The following is an 18,486-nucleotide window of genomic DNA, read 5'->3' as shown; positions in this document are numbered from 1 at the left end:
GTATATGAATATCCTTTGGAGTTTAGATTAGTCAGGAGTGCGAAACTAAATTTCCCAAAAATAAGGATACGGATTTAAGACGTTTACAGGAACTAAAACCTTGGTTTTTAGGCTTTATAGAATGAGCCTTCTGAGTTTTACACTCCTGACTAGTTTAAACTCCAATAGTCCTTTGGTAAACTAATGGGATTGAATTTAAGTAAAAATATGTTTCATGATCTGAAAGCTAAACTTTCCTGCTATAGTGACAAAACAGAATCATTTATATGACCTTTTCATTTTTAAAAATGTGGAATTTACTTTTTTATTAGTTAATTTTTAATTAGGTTGAAATAAGCAATTAGAATTAAACAATGACTGAATAAGTGTTGAAAGCACAAAATTAAAAATTATCTTAACCTCTCACTGATGGTGGTATAATGATTCAGCAGAAAGATAGTAGTGTGAGAAAAAATTTTATGCAAAGACGCTATGGTGCTAGTCTGGGCAGACGTTATGCTCTGGCATCTGCAAGTGTTGTTCTATTTAGTGTATTAGGGTATTTTCAAGTCGATAGTAATAAAAGTGCCCTTGCCCAATCTAATTTACCTCAGGCAGAAATTCCATCGCAAAAAACACTTAAGACTGACACAAAAATCATTGAGTCTAGCAATAAGTTTGGGTTCAAACTATTTTCAGAACTTCTGAAAAGTGATAATGGTAACAATAACGTTTTTATCTCACCTTCGAGTGTCGCTCTAGCTCTAGCTATGGCCTACAATGGCGCGAGCGGCACGACTCAACTAGCGATCGCAAAAACCCTGGAATTACAGGGGGTAAATCTGCAAGAAATCAACTCTTCTTACAAGGCGGCATTGAAGCAGCTTTTAGACAATTCAGATCCAAAAGTACAACTGAAGATTGCTAACTCACTTTGGGCAAATAAAGATGTTAGCTTTCGGCCAGACTTCCTCCAGAGAACGCAGGATTTCTATCAAGCTAAGGTCAGCAATTTAAATTTTCAAGATCCGGCAGCGCCTAATATTATCAATAACTGGGTAAAAGAGAATACTAATGGCAAAATCGATCAGATAATTGGAAACATTGAACCAGATCAGGTGTTGTTTCTGATTAATGCCATATATTTTAAAGGACTATGGAGCAAAGAATTTGATAAAAGTCAAACTGCTCAATACCCTTTTTACAGCACACCTGGCAAGCCAAAACAACAACCGATGATGTCACAGTCGGGTGACTATAGATACTATGAAAGCACACAATTTCAGGCAGTTAGTTTACCTTACGGCAAAGATGGGAAATTCAGCTTTTATATATTCTTGCCGAAACAGAACTCTAACCTCAAAGCTTTTTATCAAAACTTGAATGTTGAAAACTGGCAAAAATGGATAACTCAGTTCAGCAAACAAAAAGGGTTTATTCGTTTACCCCGCTTCAAAACAGATTACGACGTTACACTCAATGATGCCTTGAAAACTTTAGGCATGGAAGAGGCTTTCAGCAACAAAGCCAATTTTTCCGGCATGGGTACAAATTTTCATATTAGCGAAGTTAAGCATAAAACTTTTGTCGAAGTGAACGAAGAAGGCACCGAAGCAGCTGCGGTTACTTCAGTAGGTATATCAGCATTAGCTGTCGTATCAATGCCCCAACCACCATTCCGAATGATTGTTGACCGTCCATTCTTTTGTGCCATTAGAGATAATCAGACGGGAAGAGTTTTGTTTATGGGTTCAATTATCGAACCACGATGAGGAGGCAAGAAAGTTAGTGATGGGGCAGCGAGCGAGCGATCGCCCCTGTGGGTACAACTGGTTTAGAGCTAGACACTGATAAAAAGCTAGAAATTGACGCACATTATCCCCGTTAGAGTGTTGAGAAGTGGTTACGTCTCTTTTAATCAAAAATTAACCAAAATTTATCAAGATTATTTTTTGTTTAAGTATATGTTTCTAAGTGGCGTTCCATAAATTGAGATGAATTGCATCATCAGTTTCTTGTAGTTCAGCAGCCGGAACTCTGATAAAGCCTTTTTCAAGCCGTGCAGGGAGCAACGCGATTTTCTGAAGTCGGACAAAAACGAGTGACGATGCTCCACTCCAAGGGCAGGCGATCGCTACTGCCAAAAGAATTTTATCTTAATTATGAATTAGTGTATCAGTAAAATCTTCTCTCAAGTGAGAAGTATTAATTTCATGTTACTTTGCTTGGATTGTGCTTAAAGCTACGCCTTGATAATAATGCCCTAAAATTTGCAGATAGTTTACTCCTCTTTTGGCCAAATTATATGCACCCCATTGACTCATGCCTAAAGCATGGCCGTAGCCAAGTCCAAGAAGTACAAAACTACCATCTGCGACTTTGGTAAGGTTGAAGTGGGTACTTTTTATCTTTAGGGCTGTACGTACTTCTTCACCTTGCAGTAATTTGGTTCCTTTGTCACCAACGATTTTTAAGACTTTAACACTACCAAAAGGTGAGTAGGTTTGTGCAATCATATCTAAAACATTGCCGACATTAGAAATCCTGGCACTAATTTCTTTAGGGGAGAAAGTTTTCACCCATTTGCACTCACTAACATTTTGATCGTAATCTTTAACAGCACGTAAGTAAGGCTCGTGGCTTCCCCATACATCTTCGACATTTTCAGTATGTCCTCCAGAACAATCATGAAAAACTGAGAGAATAACACTGTCTTTATAAGTTAGTACTTGTTTATCAGTAGCATCGACGGCGGCATAAGTACTAGGAGTTTCATTGATTACTCCCTTATAATTTTGCCAGTGATCTGGACTATCACCTAAATCGTAAACAGGATTATTGCGCTGTTTTTCTCGCTCATAGAGAGCAAAAGTCCGGGCAGCAACAGCTTGCGCTTTTAAAGCTTCAGCAGGCCACTCAGTATCCATTTCGCCACCAACAACACTGTAGAGATACTCTTGGTCATCAACCCAGTTAACGGCGGTTAGTCCTTTGTCTGTTGGGATAACGAGAGTTCTGCCTCGATACCAATGTTCGCCAATGTAAACGAATCCCTTAGCTGTCGGCTCAATCCAAAATAGACCAGACTGCCATTTATCTAAAGCCACACCGCCTGGAATAGCTTGGGCATAAAATGAACTCATTGCTGGTAATTTTCCCACAGTATGACCAGTACTGTCTTTAACCAACGCAGTCGTAGAACTGCCAACTGTTACCTGATTAACTCCCCTCTCAATTGCGATTCGCAAGATTACAGATGCTTGACTTGGGGTAGCTAAAGTCATCCACAATAAGGCACTTATCCCCCAATGACCTACTTTCATCTGTGCGAACAAGGCGTTTAGTAAGAATTGGCATTTCATGTAATGCATTTGAAAAAAGTGTTTATTTTCCATATAACGTTATCGCTTATACTGTATTATGCGTATATTTGCTCTACTACTCTTGGGCAATCTCAATATATTTTATTCGTCCCTCCAGAGAAATTTGGTATTTGTAGTCCAAGAGTAGGGTTAACATAAAATTTGACTCTCGGCTAAAAACAAAGTATGCCCAAGACTTGGAACGTAAAGATAGATAACTATTTTCAACCCAACTCCAACTGCATCATTGCCACCGCCCATGTAGACTCGTTCCCTATAGACCTCCCCCTAGAACCGAACATCCGGGAACCAAACCGAAAAAGCGCGACCTACAGACAAATCTTCGACTCCCTGACGACACAACCCGAAAAATTCTTCTCTCGTCACAGCGGAATCGTACTGTGTGCCAATAAAGTTAAACCTACCAAAACCTCACTCGAACTAGAAGTTTTGGAAGCTTCCGAGGGCGGTAGCGATGGCATTATCAACGGAGCGCATACAGTTCTAGCCTTTGAGCAAGCGAAAAATTATAAATATGACTTAATTCAAGCCAGAGTAAAAGTTACGATTCACATCGGACTGACTGAAGAATCAGCTAAAGATATAGCCCTGGCTTCAAATACTACAACGCCAGTAGATTCTCGCTCCAAAGTCAACGCCAGGGGTGATTACAAATTTCTCAAGCAGTATTTAGCTGACTTAGAACACAAAGAAGATAGAAAATTCCGCATCGCCTATTACCAAAACCAAAGCGGCGCTCCCAGAAACGCTCAGTGCAATGTCACCCATTTGCTGAAGCTGCTTTACTGCCTCGACAGAAATAAATACAACCCCGACGGCAATAAACGAACCAAACATCCAGCAGGTATGAGTATACCAAGTAACATCACAGACACGGAAAGGGAACGGCTAACCGCTTTACTGCCTTTACTAACTCATGCTCTGTGGATAGAGCAAAGACTCTACGAAATAATCCAAGACTATATCAGCAACCCCAGAAGAAAGGGTGCCAACGATTTAGCATCAATAGATATACGTAAAACTACATTGCTGCCTGACAGCAAGTACTCTTTCGGGTTTGGTGCGCCAACTGACCTGGCACTACCGATAATTGCATCCTATCGGGTATTTTTGGATAAAGATTATAAATGGATTCTGCCGTTTAACGAATTCGCTGAAGATTTTCTCCAACACTTGTGGACGAACTATTTCCGTAAATACTTGGTATCGGAGAAAACAGCCGGAAATACAGTCGGTACAAAAATCAGCCGCAATCAAGAGATTTGGGAAAGTTTGTATATCTCGGCGCAAAGTTATCTAAATCAGCACTTGATGCAAATGGTTAACTTCGGCAAGTCAGAAGAAGCTCCGGTAACACAAAGTAAAAAAGGGCGTTTGCAAGCAGGCAAGAAATAATAGTACAAGTTTTCTATGCGTGAGATTCGTTTTGGATGGGTGGGTGATGGCTTTTAACAGTGAATAGTTTTCAGTTATCAGTAAAGTTGTAAAGTCCTTGGGTTTTAACTGATAACTGCTTTAGGTGATAGCCTAAGAAAGTGAAATCGAAAAGGTGCTATCGCTTACAGATTATTTTCCATTTTCATATAGAATAACAACTGCTCATTACAACTGCTCATTCAAGGACTATTTTGTGAATTCAACAGTAGCGAGAGACGAAAAATAATGGCTGAACTCAAACTCCGGTCAAAAGATCCAGATTCCCTCAGACGCATTATTCAAAGTGCTTTGTCAGAAAGATTACAGAGTGTGACAGCAGGAATCAAAAGAACAGAAGAACGGATTCAGGAATTTGAAACTAAATATAATTTATCAACTGAGGAATTTATCACTCAGTTTAATAATGATGAATTATCTCATAGTTTTGACTTTGATGAGTGGATTGGAGAAGCTCGAATGTTGGCTCATTTACAACAAACAAAAGAATCCATAGAGGAGATTGATTTTGTTGATTGAAGATTATTTTCAAAAAGTTCTGATTTTAATTGAATCTTCAAAAATAGTTCAATTATTTAATTTATAAACGGAAAAAAGAGGAGTGTACGAAGGTTTTATCCGAGCCAGACTCGAATTTAAAGATAACTCCTTGCTGCATTTGAGGGAATTCGTTTATGTTGAAATATCTGTAGATAGAAAAATGTATAGTTATCAATATATGAATTCAGAAAATAATCTAATTTTTCGCTATGACAATACTGAACATCACCGAAAATTAAATCTGACTACTTTCCCTCATCATAAGTAGGTGGGCATAAAAAAACTAAACTATGTAAAGATAAGTAAATATGGAGAATGCATATACATGAGGTGGCTTAATATATGGGCGCTCGTTTAAGGGTATTTCTAACTCGTGAGCAAGACCAAACTCTGTTAAATCTAAGAAGTCTTGAGGTGCCGCAGAAGGTTAAAGATAGAGCAGAAGTAATCAGGTTAAACGCACATGGTTGGTATGTAGAAAAAATAGCAGTCCACTTTGATTGGGATAAGCAAACAGTTAGAGATGTTTTGCATAAATGGAGAAAGCAGGGTTTAGAGAGCCTTTGGGAATTACCAGGTCGAGGGTTAAAACCCAAGTGGAAAGAAGAGGATATCGTGTTTTTAGAACAATGCCTAAGAATTGAGCCACGCACATATAATAGTTCCCAACTATCACAGAAGTTAAATGCAGAGCGCAACGTGCAATTGAGTCCCGACAGATTAAGACGGGTACTCAAAAAAAGGGGATTAATTGGAAACGAGCAAGGAAAAGTCATAAAGGAAAACAAGACCCTGTAGCACGAGCAAATAAACAAGCAGACCTCGATATGCTGGAATTAGCTGCGGCGACAGGAGAATTAGACCTAAAGTATTTGGATGAATCTGGGTTTTGTGCCTGGAGCGAACCGGGTTACACCTATTACTTTCAAGGTGAGCAAAAATGCCTAGAACAGACTAAACGTCGTGGTCGTAGATTAAGCATTATTGGGTTCCTTCAACCTTTGCTCAGTTTTGTTTACGGTTTGGTAATCGGGGGTGTTAACCGTAAGTCTTATATCCAAATGATGGAGCAAGAAGCGGCTGATGCTCAAAGAACGGGACGTACTAGGGTAATTGTCCAGGATAACGGACCGATACATCGATGCCTTGAGGTACAAAAGTTATGGTCAAAATGGGAATGCATGGGTTTATACATCTTCTTTTTGCCCAAATATTGCTCAGAAATGAACCCGATTGAGTTGGAGTGGTAACATCTTAAGAAAAATGAACTATGTGGGCAAATATTTGATGATGAGTTAGACCTCGCTTACGCCGTGATTGATGGTGTTCAAGCTAGAGGAGAAAAAGGTAACTACAGTACAGAGCGTGTAAAATTTAACCCTAAACCTTCTACTTAACTTTTCGTTACATAGTTGTAAATTTTTCCGCCCACCTACTTAAACATGATGGGAGTGAGGATAATATCGTTAAATCAGATGCTCCTTTTTTAGTTGAGATCCTAAAGGAAATTGAAAAAATATTAGTATAAGTGCGATTCCTACGGCAGATGTTGCCAATGTCCACAATGTCTTCAGCGATTGCTTGACATCGACTAATTTATTTTCGCTGTAGACCACGCCCTTGTTAGAAAAGCGTGGTCTGGACTTACCACCTGTTCCGCCAGAAATTCACATTTGTTGCATTATCCCTTGTCCCTCTAGACTCAAATCAATCACCTCAAGAACATCTGGCAACCATCGAACGTGTTCCACAATCTTGTCGTGAGTCCGGGCTTTATCCCGTGTCACCGTTCCCCACAGTTTACCTTTTTCAGTTAGATGCCAGATATTCTTTCGACGTTGCAAACCGCTAGAATCAGTTTTAATCTCAACTTCTTTACGTTGTAGCCCAGCCGATTCCAGAACACGATTCACCACTTCTGGTTTAACTGGTTTGGGTAGTCAGGGCGGTCGCATCATGTCAACAAAAGGATTTTATTTTCAATAAGCTGCCAATTAATCGCATTAATTGTTGCTTATTGACACAGATTGAGGCGATCGCTTTGAGCTTGGGAAACTAAACCAAACGATAAATGCTGATTTTTTCGTTGGTTCTTAACCTTGGTTATGATCAAGAGTAATTTAGATGCGTTTGCCCTGTTTGGGTAGTCCATTACGTTCGGCGTAAATTTTCCCAAGCTCAGTTGGAGGCAGGTGTCGGTCGGGAGTTGCAACGATTTCTTGAATTGCTCCGACCAACTCTTGTGCCATTGGGGTTATTTCGGGACACAGCGCTTGTACACCTCGAAGGATGGTGATGGTTTGTAGTTCTGCACTAAGTCTTGTGCCAGACAGAATCTTTTGTCCAAAGTTAACGAGTTCATCAAGCGTGGGTTTGGTATTTTGTTGCTGGTTTGGCTTTGGCATTTCATATCTGCCAGTGCGCCGCAGTGACGGAAGAACTTCGTGAAACACCCAACGCTGGAAGCGCTTGGCAACTGGTTTACGCGATTTGAAAATCAGACGGTAAAGCCCAGGCTCAGTCACAGTCAGCATTTCTTGTCCTTGAGGATTGTCATCACCAGGGGTATAGATATTAGCTATACCCCTTTCATCTTCATCAAAATTAGCTAACGCATCACTGACATTTTTGATTTCAAGAATCGCACAGACATCCGCCGCTACCCATTCTGGTTTCTCTGGTGTACCGACGAATCGGACTTGTTGAGACTCAAACACAAAAATTGATAGGTCTGACATAAGTAGAATTTCTCCAAAATTGATTAAATACGAGTTAACGCCAGAAAGCAAAATTTAATTCGTAGAGATGTCGCTTTAATCCAAGTTTGATGATTATTTAATCCACCTCTTTGTACCCAAACTTGATAGTAGTGAACTGAGGTGCGGCTGCTACTTCTGCCATAGTAATTTTCATGGCAACTTTTGCATACCCCTACACAATCCCAGCCAGGAATTTCGTAACCAGACACAGAAGCACGAGGAAAATGCAGTAAAAACATTCCCAAAATCCGGCGCAGGAGCGATCGCCGATAATGTAGATGATGTACTATCGTAGCTTTGCCATGCCAGGGATTATTAGTGCAACGGCTTTGAAGACTTCTTACACGACGGCAAGTTATTGACCAGTTCCTAGCGTATTCAAATGAAGTTAAGGATTTACGCATTATGTAAGTCTAATTGGTTCAATAAATAATGAGATTCCAGGCAGAAGTGAATAAAATCTCCAATCAAACATCAATTTTAAATTTGTAAATTAATCCTTGATGGTCAGTTTGGCGGATAAGTGTAACAATTGCTGTTTTTAATTCATCGGCACGGTCATTTTGTCCCAATTCTTTGACGATAAAATCTTCAAGTGTTAAATGCCGTGTCCGCTCCAAAAAATCAATCATTTGTTGAGAAGGGCTTAGGGGTGTGGCTGTCGCTGCTCTCAACTGCTGCCGTTGTTCGGTTGATAATGAATCTCCTGTTGGTTTATCGTTGTCCCGATCAAGAGCAGAGTAATTAGGCAATTCTGGCATTGCGCCCCATGTGGAATTACCACCAAAGAACACAGCGCGGTTGCAAGGGGAAGCTTTAATCAAAGTGTTTATTTGCACTAAATCAATCATTTCGAGAATTGGTGACTTTTTCCACTGTTTTAAAACGTTAGTATTCTTATCTGAAATGATGGCAACTGCCGTAATTTGGCTAGTAGCAGACAAATTTAACCCCAATGGACCAACATAAGGAGATTGAGCAAGTAGCCAAACATTCTCCTTGCTAGAACCGCCAAGTGAAGAAATATGTAAAATCAATGTGCCAATCCGCTCGTTTCGACATTTTTTAGCCGCATCTCCAAGGGTGGAACCTTCGTCAATGACTAATAAACATTCCTCTTGATTATTAGCCCATTCGATGTAACCTATTGATTCGTCAGTTCCATCAAGTACTTCATCCATCCATTTACAAATGTTTTCTGGGGATTCATTTTTACATTTTTTACGCCGAACAACGTCAACCACGCCCTCTGTGTAACCATATTCAGATGGTTCATTTTTGGGGTCAATATAAAAGATTTTGCGGTTTGGGTTTTCGGCTTTGATTCGACGTAAGGCATTAGCAACCAGCATTCCTTTACCGCTTCCACCAATCCCAAAAATAATACAGTTCCGAATAGGTGAAGCAATTTCTCGAACTATATCTATAACGTGTGTGGGATTGTGAATTGAAGATGATGTATTTATATTTGCAGGTAATGAAGAGGTTGGAGTGGGCAGTGTGTAGCCATTCGGAATAAGTGCTTGGGGCGATTCATTGAGTCGTGCTGTTTCTTCAATATAATCAATTGCGGCATTAGAAAATTCATACTCTTGACTACTAGCAAACTGTAACTCTTTGTTCACAGAATCATGCCCAACCTGTTGAACATAGCCTCTAAAATCATCACCGTCGAGAATATGAGCAATACAGCCGTATTCTCTAATAGCTGTTTGATTTCGTTGAATATCTTTAGCTTTTTTAAAACTGCTGTATATTGTCCATCCGGCAATGAGCGCCCCCGTGACTGGAGTTGTGGCACTTGCCGCAACTGCCGCTACAATTAACCCAAGAGCAATGTTCCATTGAATGTTATTTTCAGTGGTATGTTTAAAAGCGATGGCACTCCATTGTTCGGGTGTTTTTTGGTTTTTCGTAATATCAAAACGTGTCATATCCATATTTTTTTAAATAAAATGAAAGTTTTTGTGGGGGAAAGGAGAGCGCTTATATTGAATACTGCGCTCCCGGTTTAAGGGACTGCTAAGACTTAATCGCGTAAGAAAGCTTACCCACCCAAATAATCAGAGAAACTATTACCTCAATTGCAAACAACGTAATCAGTGCCAGTGCAAGATTCCCATAGTCCAACTTCCCCCACTGTCCAGTAGCCAAAATAAATATTAAGTCTGAGATTTTACCACTGGACACGGGAGAATAAACCGTAAGGCAAATCAGAAAATCGACTGTGTAGGTAAAGATTTTCAACACCTCTAAGTTGCTGACAACAGAGATTGGCAGGTGATTATACGTCCGTTTAAGCATTTTGAGTGTTGGATCATCCGTTTCTTTTTCTTGATAGCGGGAACGCCCATCTGCCTCAGAGACAATCTTCTCTATAAATTTTTCATTGTTATAGAGAATCAGTGGTAACACTTCTATTATCTGAATCACACTCCAAAGTATTGCTCCGAGTATCCAAGAAAGACTCTTAGAGAATATAGCTGCAATACCATTAATAATCGGGATTGCAGCTACCAGAGAAGTAAAAGCACTACTGGTAGCTTTACCTCCCAAAAATGACACGGCTCTTTCATAAGGTTGAATGTTTAAGTAGGCAAACCAGATACCAGCTATCACTAACCCCCAATACAAAAGTCGTAACCACGAGTTAGTTTTTTGCCTATTCTCTCTTTTCGGCATCGTAAAATTCACTGCTTTGCTCCTGAATCTATTGGCTGGCTGTATGTACCACCACGAAAGCGTTTAAGCCGAGTGGCAACTAAATCTCTGTTTCCGGTAAAAGCTATCGCCTCCACTTCTCCCCTCAAGGCAATCACACCAGTATTACCGTTGGCATCACATACCACAGTTCCTTTTGGCAAAGGGTTTCGTGTGATCCGGTCTTGGATCACTTTTCCTTGGACAATCGTCACGTATTTATGGGGGTAGACTGTGGCCACAATCGGCAGACATCCAGATTCATACCTGGAATCAGCAATAGTCGCAAGTTCAAGCTCAAACTCAAGTTGTTGCTCCAGGATTGTTTGTTGCTTGGAGTTTTGAGCAATGGATTGCTTAATATCAGTGATTGCTCCCATATTCCTTTGAATATCACCAGAGGAATAAAGCAGAGATGCCCCAATTAACGTGCCAAATACAATTGATGTTTTGTGTTTTCTCCAAAGCCTTGCACTATTCATTCCCCCATCTCCTCTAAAAAAGCATCAATACTGAAACTGCTATCAGCACTTGCTCCCGATTTGAAATTGCGTACATCAGATTTGACTTGAGGGGTTAAAGCTTTAACCTCACTCAAAAACGCATCAACATCTACTGTTTCTACACCGTAGCCAGCAAGCAGTTTATTGATTTGTCCATCGTTGTCTGAGAGTGAACGCAAGTATTGGGTGCTGTACTGTGTTTGCTCAAGGAAAGAATTAGCAACTACACCTCTGGTATGGTCTAACGCCCTCTGAAATACCTTTGCTTCTAATGTTGCTATGGCATTGGCTTGAGCTACCGCACCACTCATTACCACCCGAATCATCCCTGCCATCATCTGATGATTGATGTTCGGGATAATATTAGCTGCCATGTTGGTTGCTTGTTGAATTGCTTCGGACTCCTGCTCTGATGCTGGCAGGTGTTTTTGGCTATTAATTGCTGCACCGACAAGTTCAAACACTTTCTCCAACTCTTCTGTGATGTCTGGACTAAACTCATCGCCTTCGGGGTTAACGTCTGCTCCGTGGTCACGCATGATTCGGAGTGCTTCTATTACTTGCACATCGGTGTAGCGATCGCTGAAATATTCAATGAGCTGTGCTTTAGTAAACATTACTGGCTCTCCTTCCATTTTTCAAATTCTTTACGACGTAAATGCATAAAATTCCTTTTGAGGAACTTGACAACTTGAGCGTTGTTTTTAATACCTTTCTCTACTGATTCACCTTTAAGTAAGTAAATAATTGCTAATAAAAACCTTTGGTATCCATCTAAGTAATTGCTTCGGACTCCCCTCTGGTTTTCATAGTAGCTAGATTTTAATGGTGGAATTTTGCTAATAATTTGCTCTTCCCATCTCCATAAAGTCGAACGATGGAATCCTAAAAAATTAGCCCATTCTGTTCTTGATAGCAAATTATCTAAAAATGCATCACGAATTTTAAAATCTTGCTTTATGTCAACCAAAAGATTAACCAAATCAGTCAGCGACATTGTTGCACCCGCCCTTTGCAACATTCCTAGTCAGGAATTTGATTTTGTGATGAAAAACTAAAAAAACTAGGATTTTTGGTATGTGTGAGACATTATTTTTGCAATTCATGGTTTTTGATCGCCGCACATTGTTGCAAGGTTTTTGGTTTTTCACACCTGCAACATAAATGAACAATGTTGCAACGTTGCAGGTGTGAAAATAATTAATATTATGAGAAATATTAATTTTCAGAGATAAATTTGCACTTCTTTATGGCATAATTACTGCAACTATACCAATAAGTTTAATCTGAGATGTTGTCACGCTTAGTACCATAATTTCAGATATATAAATTTGTACTTCAAGCAATCTGTTGACTCTAAAAAGTGAATTTATCGCTTTTTATTTGAGATAAACTGCAACAGTGTTGCACTTGTTAAATACATACTAAAAAACCTGTATGTAACAGGCAATGAACAGAGTTGACAACTTTGTTGATTAATAAAGCGATTCTCACAAGATTTTTGAATCTTGAGGTTGTTTCCCTTCTCGAATCCATAAGTTATGCTGAATGGCCGCTAAAGCTCTTACTCTGGCTGATGGGTTGCGACGTGTTACTTTCCCTTGGCAAGCATACGCTGCTAATGTTCTGGCTCCAATCTTTAGATACTTTGAAGCCTCTTCATACGTCAGCCCCCAAGCCTGACAAAAAATTAACGGGTCTAACTCTTCAAATGTTAGTGGCGGCTGAATCATAATCGTAAAATCCTTCTCTAGGCTATTTCTACGGTTAGGTAATAGCTACTGGTAGAATCACACTTTCCAGTTTTTTCTTTCTCTTTTCGGAATCAAACTAGATTGTCCTAATCCCTAAACGAAGAGGCTTTTGTGCAGTTCTTGCAGGAGAGAAAGAGACTAGAATACAAGGTGCAATAGCATCCTACACCCTTAGTTTTGGTCAAGCGATTCTAGAGTAGCATAAATATGCTATCTATATTCCTTTAGATAGTATATTTATTTTGGAAGTTTCTTGTAAAAAAAAGGTAACTATAGGGGTAAAGTTATATATAAATCTCCTTACGATCAGAAAATGCCTAAGAAAACTACACCAAAAATGGTTCAGACCGCAGTTTCTATTCCAGAGCCGTTGTATGAAGCAGCAAAACGGATTCAAGCAATGGAAGGATGGAATGAGTCAGAAATGCATCGACTGTTTTGGGAAAAAGGATTTGCGCTTCACATTCAGGGAACTCTTGCCCGTCATCAATTGGGTTTGATTCCTTCTGAAGAGAATCTGGTCGAGTGATAAGGGAACAAGCGAGGAAAGGGAAGGGAGAAAAGAGAATTATGTTTGAGTAATTCTTCTTCTCCCTTGCCTCTTCAAGAATTCTTCCTCTGTTTGACTAGCACCGAACGCAAGTACTGCCGACAAGCTGCTTCTCCCCGATAAATCAGAATCCGCAGCGCCTGTACTTCCTGTATCGGAGAAACACAAATCTCAGCGATCGCAGCAATCAAATTCTGTTGCTTCTGCACATAATCTTGATGCTGCTGCTCTAACACAGCAATTTTGGAGTTTAGCTGTTGTATCTGCCGCAATGCTTGCGTTAGGGACGATTCTTTGTTTTGAGAGCGATTATCTAGAGTTAACGTCATTTTCTTGTTCCTTTGTAATTTATAAGAATGCCAATCAAGTTTGTGCAAGGTCTTCACGACTAAATATCTTTTTTTTCATGCCGATTGAAGTGCGAATAAATCCAGATTTTTCGCAATACTTATCCATTTTTAGATCCGAAGTTATTGGACAAGCTAAAGGGCTAGCAATTGAGACAACAGAAGTAGCTTCTTCGCAGGGTTTTGTTAATTCTGACTCGTGCCAGTCGCCTAAGCAACGGAATATAGTGACGTGTCCAGTTGGTTCGTCTTCGTCGGGCTGAAAAAGAATATTTACAATTCTTTCAGTTGGATCTAGTTGTATAGATTCTTGAAAGCCTTGCCAATCCGTGCATTGTTCGCCAAATGATCCTTGAGGATGAATAGCGCAATTGAGCGTTACACCGTTGTACGGGATACCGTGATAGTATTTGCACCCTTTACAGTTGGTAGGTATAGGTAAAGGCCTGCCCTGAGTGTAGTCGTTAGCGTAGCTTCTCCAAGAGTTGGGCTGAGGTTGGCCTAACAGAATTTGGTTAGCCTCAATTTGTCTTGCAATTCGGTCAGTAATGAATGTTGTGATCCCAGTTCCGACTATTGCCCCACCAATGGCATACATGATATTTTTACCGAGATATTGAGTGCCAACATAACTACAGATAATTGTTGCTGCTGCACCGATGCCAAAGATGAAAATCGGTCGTTTCATACTTCATGTTTAGATTTTTTGAATGTTTGCCAATCAGGGCATTTATCACCTGGTGAGCCTTTGGGATGAACAGCGCAATTGAAAAGTACACCGTTGTAGACAACCCCGTGGAAATGCTTGCAACTTCGGCACGGAAGAGGCACAGGTCTGGGTTTTAGTGATTCTTCAAATTGCGCTTCCTCAATCCGACTACCGATAAACATGGTCAATCCAGTTCCCATCATGCTGAAACACAAAGCCAACCTAGCGCTTAAATTGGGATGATTTGCTTTTGTTTGCCAAAGCTCCATTGACATACACTAGCTTGTAGCCAGGGATTTCCATAACCTCTGCATTAGGGTCTGTTGGAGGCAACAGTATCTTGTCAAGAGACTCTTCCAATTCCGTCTGTTAAAGAGAAAACGTGGTAATCATATTCTGTGACATGATGATTTGAATTGTCTAAATTTCGGTTGAGCGGCGATTGCTCCCACTCTAGGATTGCAACCGCTCTTTCTCACTTGCAACAACTAAGCTACTGATGGTCGAACTCCCAAAAGTGCGATCGCTCCAACTGCCGTCTGAGCAACTCGATCCAAACCATACTTCCTGGGGTTGGAATACCACTCTTGTCCGTTACACCAAACGTTGCCTACAAAATGCCTATTTCGGTAGACTTTCGTGCCGAATACTAGATAATCAATCTCTCCGTGGTACAAACCGAAAATAGTGCAAGCTTCTTTCAACTCGGACTCCAAGCGCTCATTCCGTTCGCGTGGAGTTTCTGGCAGAGTCGCTTTAACCTCTGCAACTCTTGTAGCGAACCAGTTTCGGTCGTAGGGTAGCCGTCCACTACCGACTAACTGCACCCATACTGTAATCTCGCCTTCGATCCAGATAGTACGAACTGATTCGGGTTCGACCTCGATAATCTCGCCAATGATCCGACGGTCACGAGCAGTCAGGGGGTCTTGGGTTGGGGCTACAGCTTCGGCTTGGGATTCGAGGTGGCTGTAGAGTTCTGCTTGGGCTAAGGTTTGTTCATCAACAGAAGACTTAGCAATTGCTTGCTGTGTATATGTTGTATAAGGCATAATGTAAATCTCCGTAATTGGGGAAAAGGCGATCGCTGAGTTTGCGAGACAGTAGCGGTCGCCTTTGTTATGTGTGCAAACAACGTTGTGGTTTCGCACAACGTTCTCAAACTTGATTTGGCGTAGCCATCAAAGCTAGTTGCTAAGAGCATTATCAAGACAGCAGATGAATAGCGTCAGGGGACGTGTACAGCTTTAACAACGTCAAAAGCTAATCGTCTAACGTCTTTTGTTAATCATTTATTAAGTGCAAATCCATTTACCGACTGTGTACCCCTCGCCTTCTCTGGTTGTGCCAGTGCCTCGGTTGCTCCTCAAGCGGTCACTCTGGATTGTGCTGTCAAAGTTCTGTAGTGAGCGCATCTTTATTTACTGGGAGGCGTTGCGCTTGTTTCCTCCTTCATATTTACCATGTTAGTACAAGTTAGTACGTTTGTCAATATAGTTAGTACGAAACCCCAGTCCAATATATTTCCTGGTAGAATAAATCGTACTAACGGCTTGTGATAACCTAAAACAAAAGGAGATTGTCTATGGCTATTGAATCTCGTCTAACGATTCGCATTGAAGAGGAGATACGAACAGCTTTTCGGTCTAAAGTCGAAGCGCAGGGCAAAACTGTTACAGATGTACTTTTAAAATTTATTAAAGAATATGTAGAGACAGAAAATTCGGAAAATAACCACGATGTAGCCCAGATTGAGCAAAGAGTTCAAAGACTTGAGTCTCTTGTAGAGGAATGCCTGGGGGAATTAGTCGCCTGAGAGACGAGAACACCACTCTCAGGCAATGGCGTGATCACATTATTAACACTGTTATCAAGGACAAACCCGCCGAGCATTAGGTGGGTTTTGTTTTTTATAGATCACCTCGTACTAACTTGTGCTAACATAATTTCTTAGTTATGTACGAGGTTATACAGTTATGAATCCCACGCCATCTTTATTTGAGTCACTAGAAAACTTTATTGACATATTTACTCTTGGACTAAGTTAAAAGCGATCGCCTCCCGCCAAGAAGAACAATCGCCCAGACTAATCCTTTAGCAAAGAAATAGTATGTCTAATTTACCAGTTTTACAGTTACTCCTCCAAGACAATCCCAACTTATTCAGCACAGATGGCTTATCCTCACTGCTGCAAGACTGCCTTAGACTGAGATACCCCAAACGCCATAAGTTCATTTACTCTTCATTGTTAGACAGACAAGTTTACTTAGAGCTTGCTGGGTTTGGGAACGGTGATGCTAAAAATGATGAAATTATTCACCGGATCATGACAGACCCTAAAGGCTGGTGTCTGGATGCTCCATCATCCGTACATGAAGGGGCGCGGTTCTACGACAGCATGGGTAAGATGTTTGGCCCTAACTTTGGTACTGAACTTTTTCTTTACCACAGGATTAGAGACAATATTCAGGATATTCAGAAAAACTTGGCCATCTCTGGAGTCAGCCAGCGAAACATTTCAATCCGCGTTCGCCCTTGGCGTTGGCGCAGCCATCGTTTGTTCTCCTACCCGAAAGTAGAGGATCAACTGCTCACGCTGGAGAGCGATCGCATCATTCTTCAAAAAGCAGTTCCAGAAATCATCCAGTTTTTTGTCAGCCTTGTTCAGATCGCACCTGCATATAACTTGTTTTTGGTGAATAAGGACAAGAGAAATATTCACGCTTCAGTCACTACAGTCAAAAGTTATGCACCAAAGGCAGTCATTGCAGACATTTATGCTGAGTCTTGTAACTGTGAGAAATCAGAACAGAACTGCTGGCGAGGAAAAAGTACTTTCAGGAAAGACCCAGACGAAGTTCATTTATACCTTCATCTTGATCATAAAGAGAACGAAATTATTTACTTTAAAGCGGTTTACCCGGACTTGAATCGATTTGTAAGGTTTGCTGAAGTCGCCTAATAACCACTAAAAGCGATAAGCCTAACGGCTCCTGCAAGTTCCTTACTACCTACAACATTCATAGTATTTGCCATAGTGAGCAATAAATATGCTGACACTAGACTCTGAACAAACAACAGCACTTGATTACAGTGTTGTCAACACCAGCATTCAGGAAACCTTCACCGCCATCGATAGGTTCGAGTGGCAAGCAATAGATGAACTACGTCTAATGCGAGACAACCACTACTACAAAGATGGTGGATATCTCAGCTTTGAGGACTATTGTGAAAAAGAGCTAATCAAACATGGCGGATATCGGCGGGTCAGAGATTTGCTGTCTGCGAAGAAAGTAGTTGATACCCTGCCAGAGGAACTCAGGGAAAAGATTACTAAACCCTCTCAAACTCGCCCCTTACTCCGGCTGGCTAAAACTCCTGATAAGTTACACGAAGCTGTTGCGATCGCAGCCAAAGAAAAACCCTTCCCAACTGCTGCCGATTTTGCTAAAGCAGTTCAGAAGGTTGCACCAACAACTAAACGCGCCGCAAAAAGCGAAAACCCTAAAACGCAATTGTGTAAATCGGCCAGGATTTCCTCACAATCACATCCCAGATATGGCGAATCGGGAGTGATTGAGGCAGACGCACCAAATAATTATCAGCAGATTGTTACCTTCAGCGATGGTGAGAGGCTGCTGGTGAACAATAGTGATTTGGCTGATTCAAATGACGCAATTGTGTCCGAATCGAGTGAGCGGACTTACCCAAAAGAATATTCTGAGGCCATCGCCCAAATCAAAGAGCAACACCAGCAGGAGTTAGAGCGTCTAGAGCAGGAATTGAGAATTGGGCTACAAGCAGAAGTATCGGCCAGAGCAGAAGAAC

The 18,486-nt window shown here is 40.8% G+C and carries 23 protein-coding genes and 1 pseudogene; 9 read left to right on the top strand and 15 right to left on the bottom strand.

Annotation, left to right across the window (positions count from 1 at the left end):
• Positions 1–419 precede the first annotated feature (419 nt).
• A complete protein-coding gene (locus ACFFAP_RS23470) occupies positions 420–1,751 on the top strand; it encodes a serpin family protein (RefSeq protein WP_375513484.1) in 1,332 nt (443 codons plus the stop codon).
• A gap of 198 nt (positions 1,752–1,949) precedes the next feature.
• Here the strand turns inward: ACFFAP_RS23470 and ACFFAP_RS23465 are convergent, their stop codons facing one another.
• Together ACFFAP_RS23465 and ACFFAP_RS23460 are read right to left on the bottom strand one after the other, a co-directional pair.
• Positions 1,950–2,123: a hypothetical protein gene (locus ACFFAP_RS23465; RefSeq protein ID WP_375513483.1), complete on the bottom strand. Its 174-nt coding sequence runs from the start codon at positions 2,121–2,123 to the stop codon at positions 1,950–1,952.
• Between the two features lie 72 nt (positions 2,124–2,195).
• A complete protein-coding gene (locus ACFFAP_RS23460) occupies positions 2,196–3,341 on the bottom strand; it encodes a SpoIID/LytB domain-containing protein (protein WP_375513482.1) in 1,146 nt (381 codons plus the stop codon).
• A gap of 186 nt (positions 3,342–3,527) precedes the next feature.
• Here ACFFAP_RS23460 and ACFFAP_RS23455 point away from each other — a divergent pair, with 186 nt between their 5' ends.
• The 4 genes from ACFFAP_RS23455 to ACFFAP_RS23440 all read left to right on the top strand — a co-directional run bounded on the left by ACFFAP_RS23455 (position 3,528) and on the right by ACFFAP_RS23440 (position 6,586).
• On the top strand, positions 3,528–4,757 hold the full coding sequence (locus ACFFAP_RS23455; RefSeq protein ID WP_375513481.1) for an AIPR family protein: 1,230 nt from the start codon (positions 3,528–3,530) through the stop codon (positions 4,755–4,757).
• 267 nt (positions 4,758–5,024) lie between these two features.
• On the top strand, positions 5,025–5,315 hold the full coding sequence (locus ACFFAP_RS23450; protein ID WP_375513480.1) for a hypothetical protein: 291 nt from the start codon (positions 5,025–5,027) through the stop codon (positions 5,313–5,315).
• Positions 5,316–5,397: 82 nt separating this feature from the next.
• Positions 5,398–5,604: a DUF6516 family protein gene (locus tag ACFFAP_RS23445; protein WP_375513479.1), complete on the top strand. Its 207-nt coding sequence runs from the start codon at positions 5,398–5,400 to the stop codon at positions 5,602–5,604.
• A gap of 74 nt (positions 5,605–5,678) precedes the next feature.
• A protein-coding gene (locus tag ACFFAP_RS23440; RefSeq protein WP_375513478.1) for an IS630 family transposase occupies positions 5,679–6,586 on the top strand; the annotation gives its coding sequence in 2 pieces (ribosomal slippage) (positions 5,679–6,071 and positions 6,074–6,586; 906 coding nt in all).
• Positions 6,587–7,003: 417 nt separating this feature from the next.
• On the opposite strand, the gene ACFFAP_RS23435 is transcribed toward ACFFAP_RS23440, so the two are convergent.
• The 9 genes from ACFFAP_RS23435 to ACFFAP_RS23395 form a co-directional block, all read right to left on the bottom strand.
• Entirely contained in the window at positions 7,004–7,252 is a 249-nt protein-coding gene (locus ACFFAP_RS23435; protein WP_375513477.1) for a hypothetical protein, read from the bottom strand.
• Positions 7,253–7,456: 204 nt separating this feature from the next.
• Positions 7,457–8,074, bottom strand: a complete 618-nt coding sequence (locus ACFFAP_RS23430) for a Bro-N domain-containing protein (protein ID WP_375513476.1) — start codon at positions 8,072–8,074, stop codon at positions 7,457–7,459.
• A gap of 23 nt (positions 8,075–8,097) precedes the next feature.
• Entirely contained in the window at positions 8,098–8,499 is a 402-nt protein-coding gene (locus ACFFAP_RS23425) for a hypothetical protein (protein WP_375513475.1), read from the bottom strand.
• A gap of 63 nt (positions 8,500–8,562) precedes the next feature.
• Positions 8,563–10,029: a hypothetical protein gene (locus ACFFAP_RS23420; RefSeq protein WP_375513474.1), complete on the bottom strand. Its 1,467-nt coding sequence runs from the start codon at positions 10,027–10,029 to the stop codon at positions 8,563–8,565.
• Between the two features lie 88 nt (positions 10,030–10,117).
• Positions 10,118–10,777, bottom strand: coding sequence for a hypothetical protein (locus ACFFAP_RS23415; protein ID WP_375513473.1), 660 nt, complete (start codon positions 10,775–10,777; stop codon positions 10,118–10,120).
• Between the two features lie 8 nt (positions 10,778–10,785).
• Positions 10,786–11,277, bottom strand: a complete 492-nt coding sequence (locus tag ACFFAP_RS23410) for a hypothetical protein (RefSeq protein ID WP_375513472.1) — start codon at positions 11,275–11,277, stop codon at positions 10,786–10,788.
• A complete protein-coding gene (locus ACFFAP_RS23405) occupies positions 11,274–11,915 on the bottom strand; it encodes a hypothetical protein (protein ID WP_375513471.1) in 642 nt (213 codons plus the stop codon). Before ACFFAP_RS23405 ends, ACFFAP_RS23410 begins: the two co-directional genes overlap by 4 nt.
• Positions 11,915–12,295, bottom strand: a complete 381-nt coding sequence (locus tag ACFFAP_RS23400; RefSeq protein ID WP_141699911.1) for a hypothetical protein — start codon at positions 12,293–12,295, stop codon at positions 11,915–11,917. Before ACFFAP_RS23400 ends, ACFFAP_RS23405 begins: the two co-directional genes overlap by 1 nt.
• Positions 12,296–12,788: 493 nt before the next feature.
• Positions 12,789–13,031, bottom strand: a complete 243-nt coding sequence (locus tag ACFFAP_RS23395) for a hypothetical protein (RefSeq protein WP_069071863.1) — start codon at positions 13,029–13,031, stop codon at positions 12,789–12,791.
• Positions 13,032–13,365: 334 nt separating this feature from the next.
• Here ACFFAP_RS23395 and ACFFAP_RS23390 point away from each other — a divergent pair, with 334 nt between their 5' ends.
• Entirely contained in the window at positions 13,366–13,581 is a 216-nt protein-coding gene (locus ACFFAP_RS23390; protein ID WP_375513470.1) for a hypothetical protein, read from the top strand.
• 74 nt (positions 13,582–13,655) lie between these two features.
• Here the strand turns inward: ACFFAP_RS23390 and ACFFAP_RS23385 are convergent, their stop codons facing one another.
• The 4 genes from ACFFAP_RS23385 to ACFFAP_RS23370 all read right to left on the bottom strand — a co-directional run bounded on the left by ACFFAP_RS23385 (position 13,656) and on the right by ACFFAP_RS23370 (position 15,809).
• Positions 13,656–13,931, bottom strand: coding sequence for a hypothetical protein (locus tag ACFFAP_RS23385; RefSeq protein ID WP_375513469.1), 276 nt, complete (start codon positions 13,929–13,931; stop codon positions 13,656–13,658).
• A gap of 34 nt (positions 13,932–13,965) precedes the next feature.
• Positions 13,966–14,637 carry a hypothetical protein gene (locus tag ACFFAP_RS23380; RefSeq protein ID WP_375513468.1) on the bottom strand — a complete coding sequence of 224 codons (672 nt, stop codon included), beginning with the start codon at positions 14,635–14,637 and terminating at the stop codon, positions 13,966–13,968.
• Positions 14,634–14,933 (bottom strand): hypothetical protein, encoded by a 300-nt coding sequence (locus ACFFAP_RS23375; RefSeq protein WP_375513467.1) that lies wholly within the window; start codon positions 14,931–14,933, stop codon positions 14,634–14,636. The genes ACFFAP_RS23380 and ACFFAP_RS23375 overlap by 4 nt, the downstream gene beginning before the upstream one ends.
• 213 nt (positions 14,934–15,146) lie before the next feature.
• The gene (locus ACFFAP_RS23370) at positions 15,147–15,809 is read right to left on the bottom strand and encodes a hypothetical protein (protein ID WP_375513466.1); all 663 of its coding nucleotides are present in this window, start codon (positions 15,807–15,809) and stop codon (positions 15,147–15,149) included.
• 434 nt (positions 15,810–16,243) lie between these two features.
• Here ACFFAP_RS23370 and ACFFAP_RS23365 point away from each other — a divergent pair, with 434 nt between their 5' ends.
• From ACFFAP_RS23365 to ACFFAP_RS23355, 3 genes and pseudogenes are all read left to right on the top strand, one after another.
• The gene (locus ACFFAP_RS23365; RefSeq protein WP_375513465.1) at positions 16,244–16,474 is read left to right on the top strand and encodes a hypothetical protein; all 231 of its coding nucleotides are present in this window, start codon (positions 16,244–16,246) and stop codon (positions 16,472–16,474) included.
• A gap of 294 nt (positions 16,475–16,768) precedes the next feature.
• On the top strand, positions 16,769–17,620 hold the full coding sequence (locus ACFFAP_RS23360) for a hypothetical protein (protein ID WP_375513464.1): 852 nt from the start codon (positions 16,769–16,771) through the stop codon (positions 17,618–17,620).
• An 88-nt stretch (positions 17,621–17,708) separates the two neighbouring features.
• Positions 17,709–18,486, top strand: a pseudogene (locus tag ACFFAP_RS23355) (hypothetical protein); the annotation flags it as partial.

The organism is uncultured Nostoc sp. (assembly GCF_964245575.1).
Lineage (GTDB): Bacteria > Cyanobacteriota > Cyanobacteriia > Cyanobacteriales > Nostocaceae > Nostoc.
Note: the sequence above shows the minus strand (reverse complement) of the source record. Positions and strands in the feature narration are given on the sequence as shown.

Coding starts and splice junctions, on each gene's coding strand:
- ACFFAP_RS23470 (WP_375513484.1), top strand. CDS start 420: ATGATTCAGCAGAAAGATAGTAGTGTGAGAAAAAATTTTATGCAAAGA.
- ACFFAP_RS23460 (WP_375513482.1), bottom strand. CDS start 3,341: ATGAAATGCCAATTCTTACTAAACGCCTTGTTCGCACAGATGAAAGTA.
- ACFFAP_RS23455 (WP_375513481.1), top strand. CDS start 3,528: ATGCCCAAGACTTGGAACGTAAAGATAGATAACTATTTTCAACCCAAC.
- ACFFAP_RS23450 (WP_375513480.1), top strand. CDS start 5,025: ATGGCTGAACTCAAACTCCGGTCAAAAGATCCAGATTCCCTCAGACGC.
- ACFFAP_RS23430 (WP_375513476.1), bottom strand. CDS start 8,074: ATGTCAGACCTATCAATTTTTGTGTTTGAGTCTCAACAAGTCCGATTC.
- ACFFAP_RS23425 (WP_375513475.1), bottom strand. CDS start 8,499: ATGCGTAAATCCTTAACTTCATTTGAATACGCTAGGAACTGGTCAATA.
- ACFFAP_RS23420 (WP_375513474.1), bottom strand. CDS start 10,029: ATGACACGTTTTGATATTACGAAAAACCAAAAAACACCCGAACAATGG.
- ACFFAP_RS23415 (WP_375513473.1), bottom strand. CDS start 10,777: ATGCCGAAAAGAGAGAATAGGCAAAAAACTAACTCGTGGTTACGACTT.
- ACFFAP_RS23410 (WP_375513472.1), bottom strand. CDS start 11,277: ATGAATAGTGCAAGGCTTTGGAGAAAACACAAAACATCAATTGTATTT.
- ACFFAP_RS23405 (WP_375513471.1), bottom strand. CDS start 11,915: ATGTTTACTAAAGCACAGCTCATTGAATATTTCAGCGATCGCTACACC.
- ACFFAP_RS23400 (WP_141699911.1), bottom strand. CDS start 12,295: ATGTCGCTGACTGATTTGGTTAATCTTTTGGTTGACATAAAGCAAGAT.
- ACFFAP_RS23395 (WP_069071863.1), bottom strand. CDS start 13,031: ATGATTCAGCCGCCACTAACATTTGAAGAGTTAGACCCGTTAATTTTT.
- ACFFAP_RS23390 (WP_375513470.1), top strand. CDS start 13,366: ATGCCTAAGAAAACTACACCAAAAATGGTTCAGACCGCAGTTTCTATT.
- ACFFAP_RS23385 (WP_375513469.1), bottom strand. CDS start 13,931: ATGACGTTAACTCTAGATAATCGCTCTCAAAACAAAGAATCGTCCCTA.
- ACFFAP_RS23380 (WP_375513468.1), bottom strand. CDS start 14,637: ATGAAACGACCGATTTTCATCTTTGGCATCGGTGCAGCAGCAACAATT.
- ACFFAP_RS23375 (WP_375513467.1), bottom strand. CDS start 14,933: ATGTCAATGGAGCTTTGGCAAACAAAAGCAAATCATCCCAATTTAAGC.
- ACFFAP_RS23365 (WP_375513465.1), top strand. CDS start 16,244: ATGGCTATTGAATCTCGTCTAACGATTCGCATTGAAGAGGAGATACGA.
- ACFFAP_RS23360 (WP_375513464.1), top strand. CDS start 16,769: ATGTCTAATTTACCAGTTTTACAGTTACTCCTCCAAGACAATCCCAAC.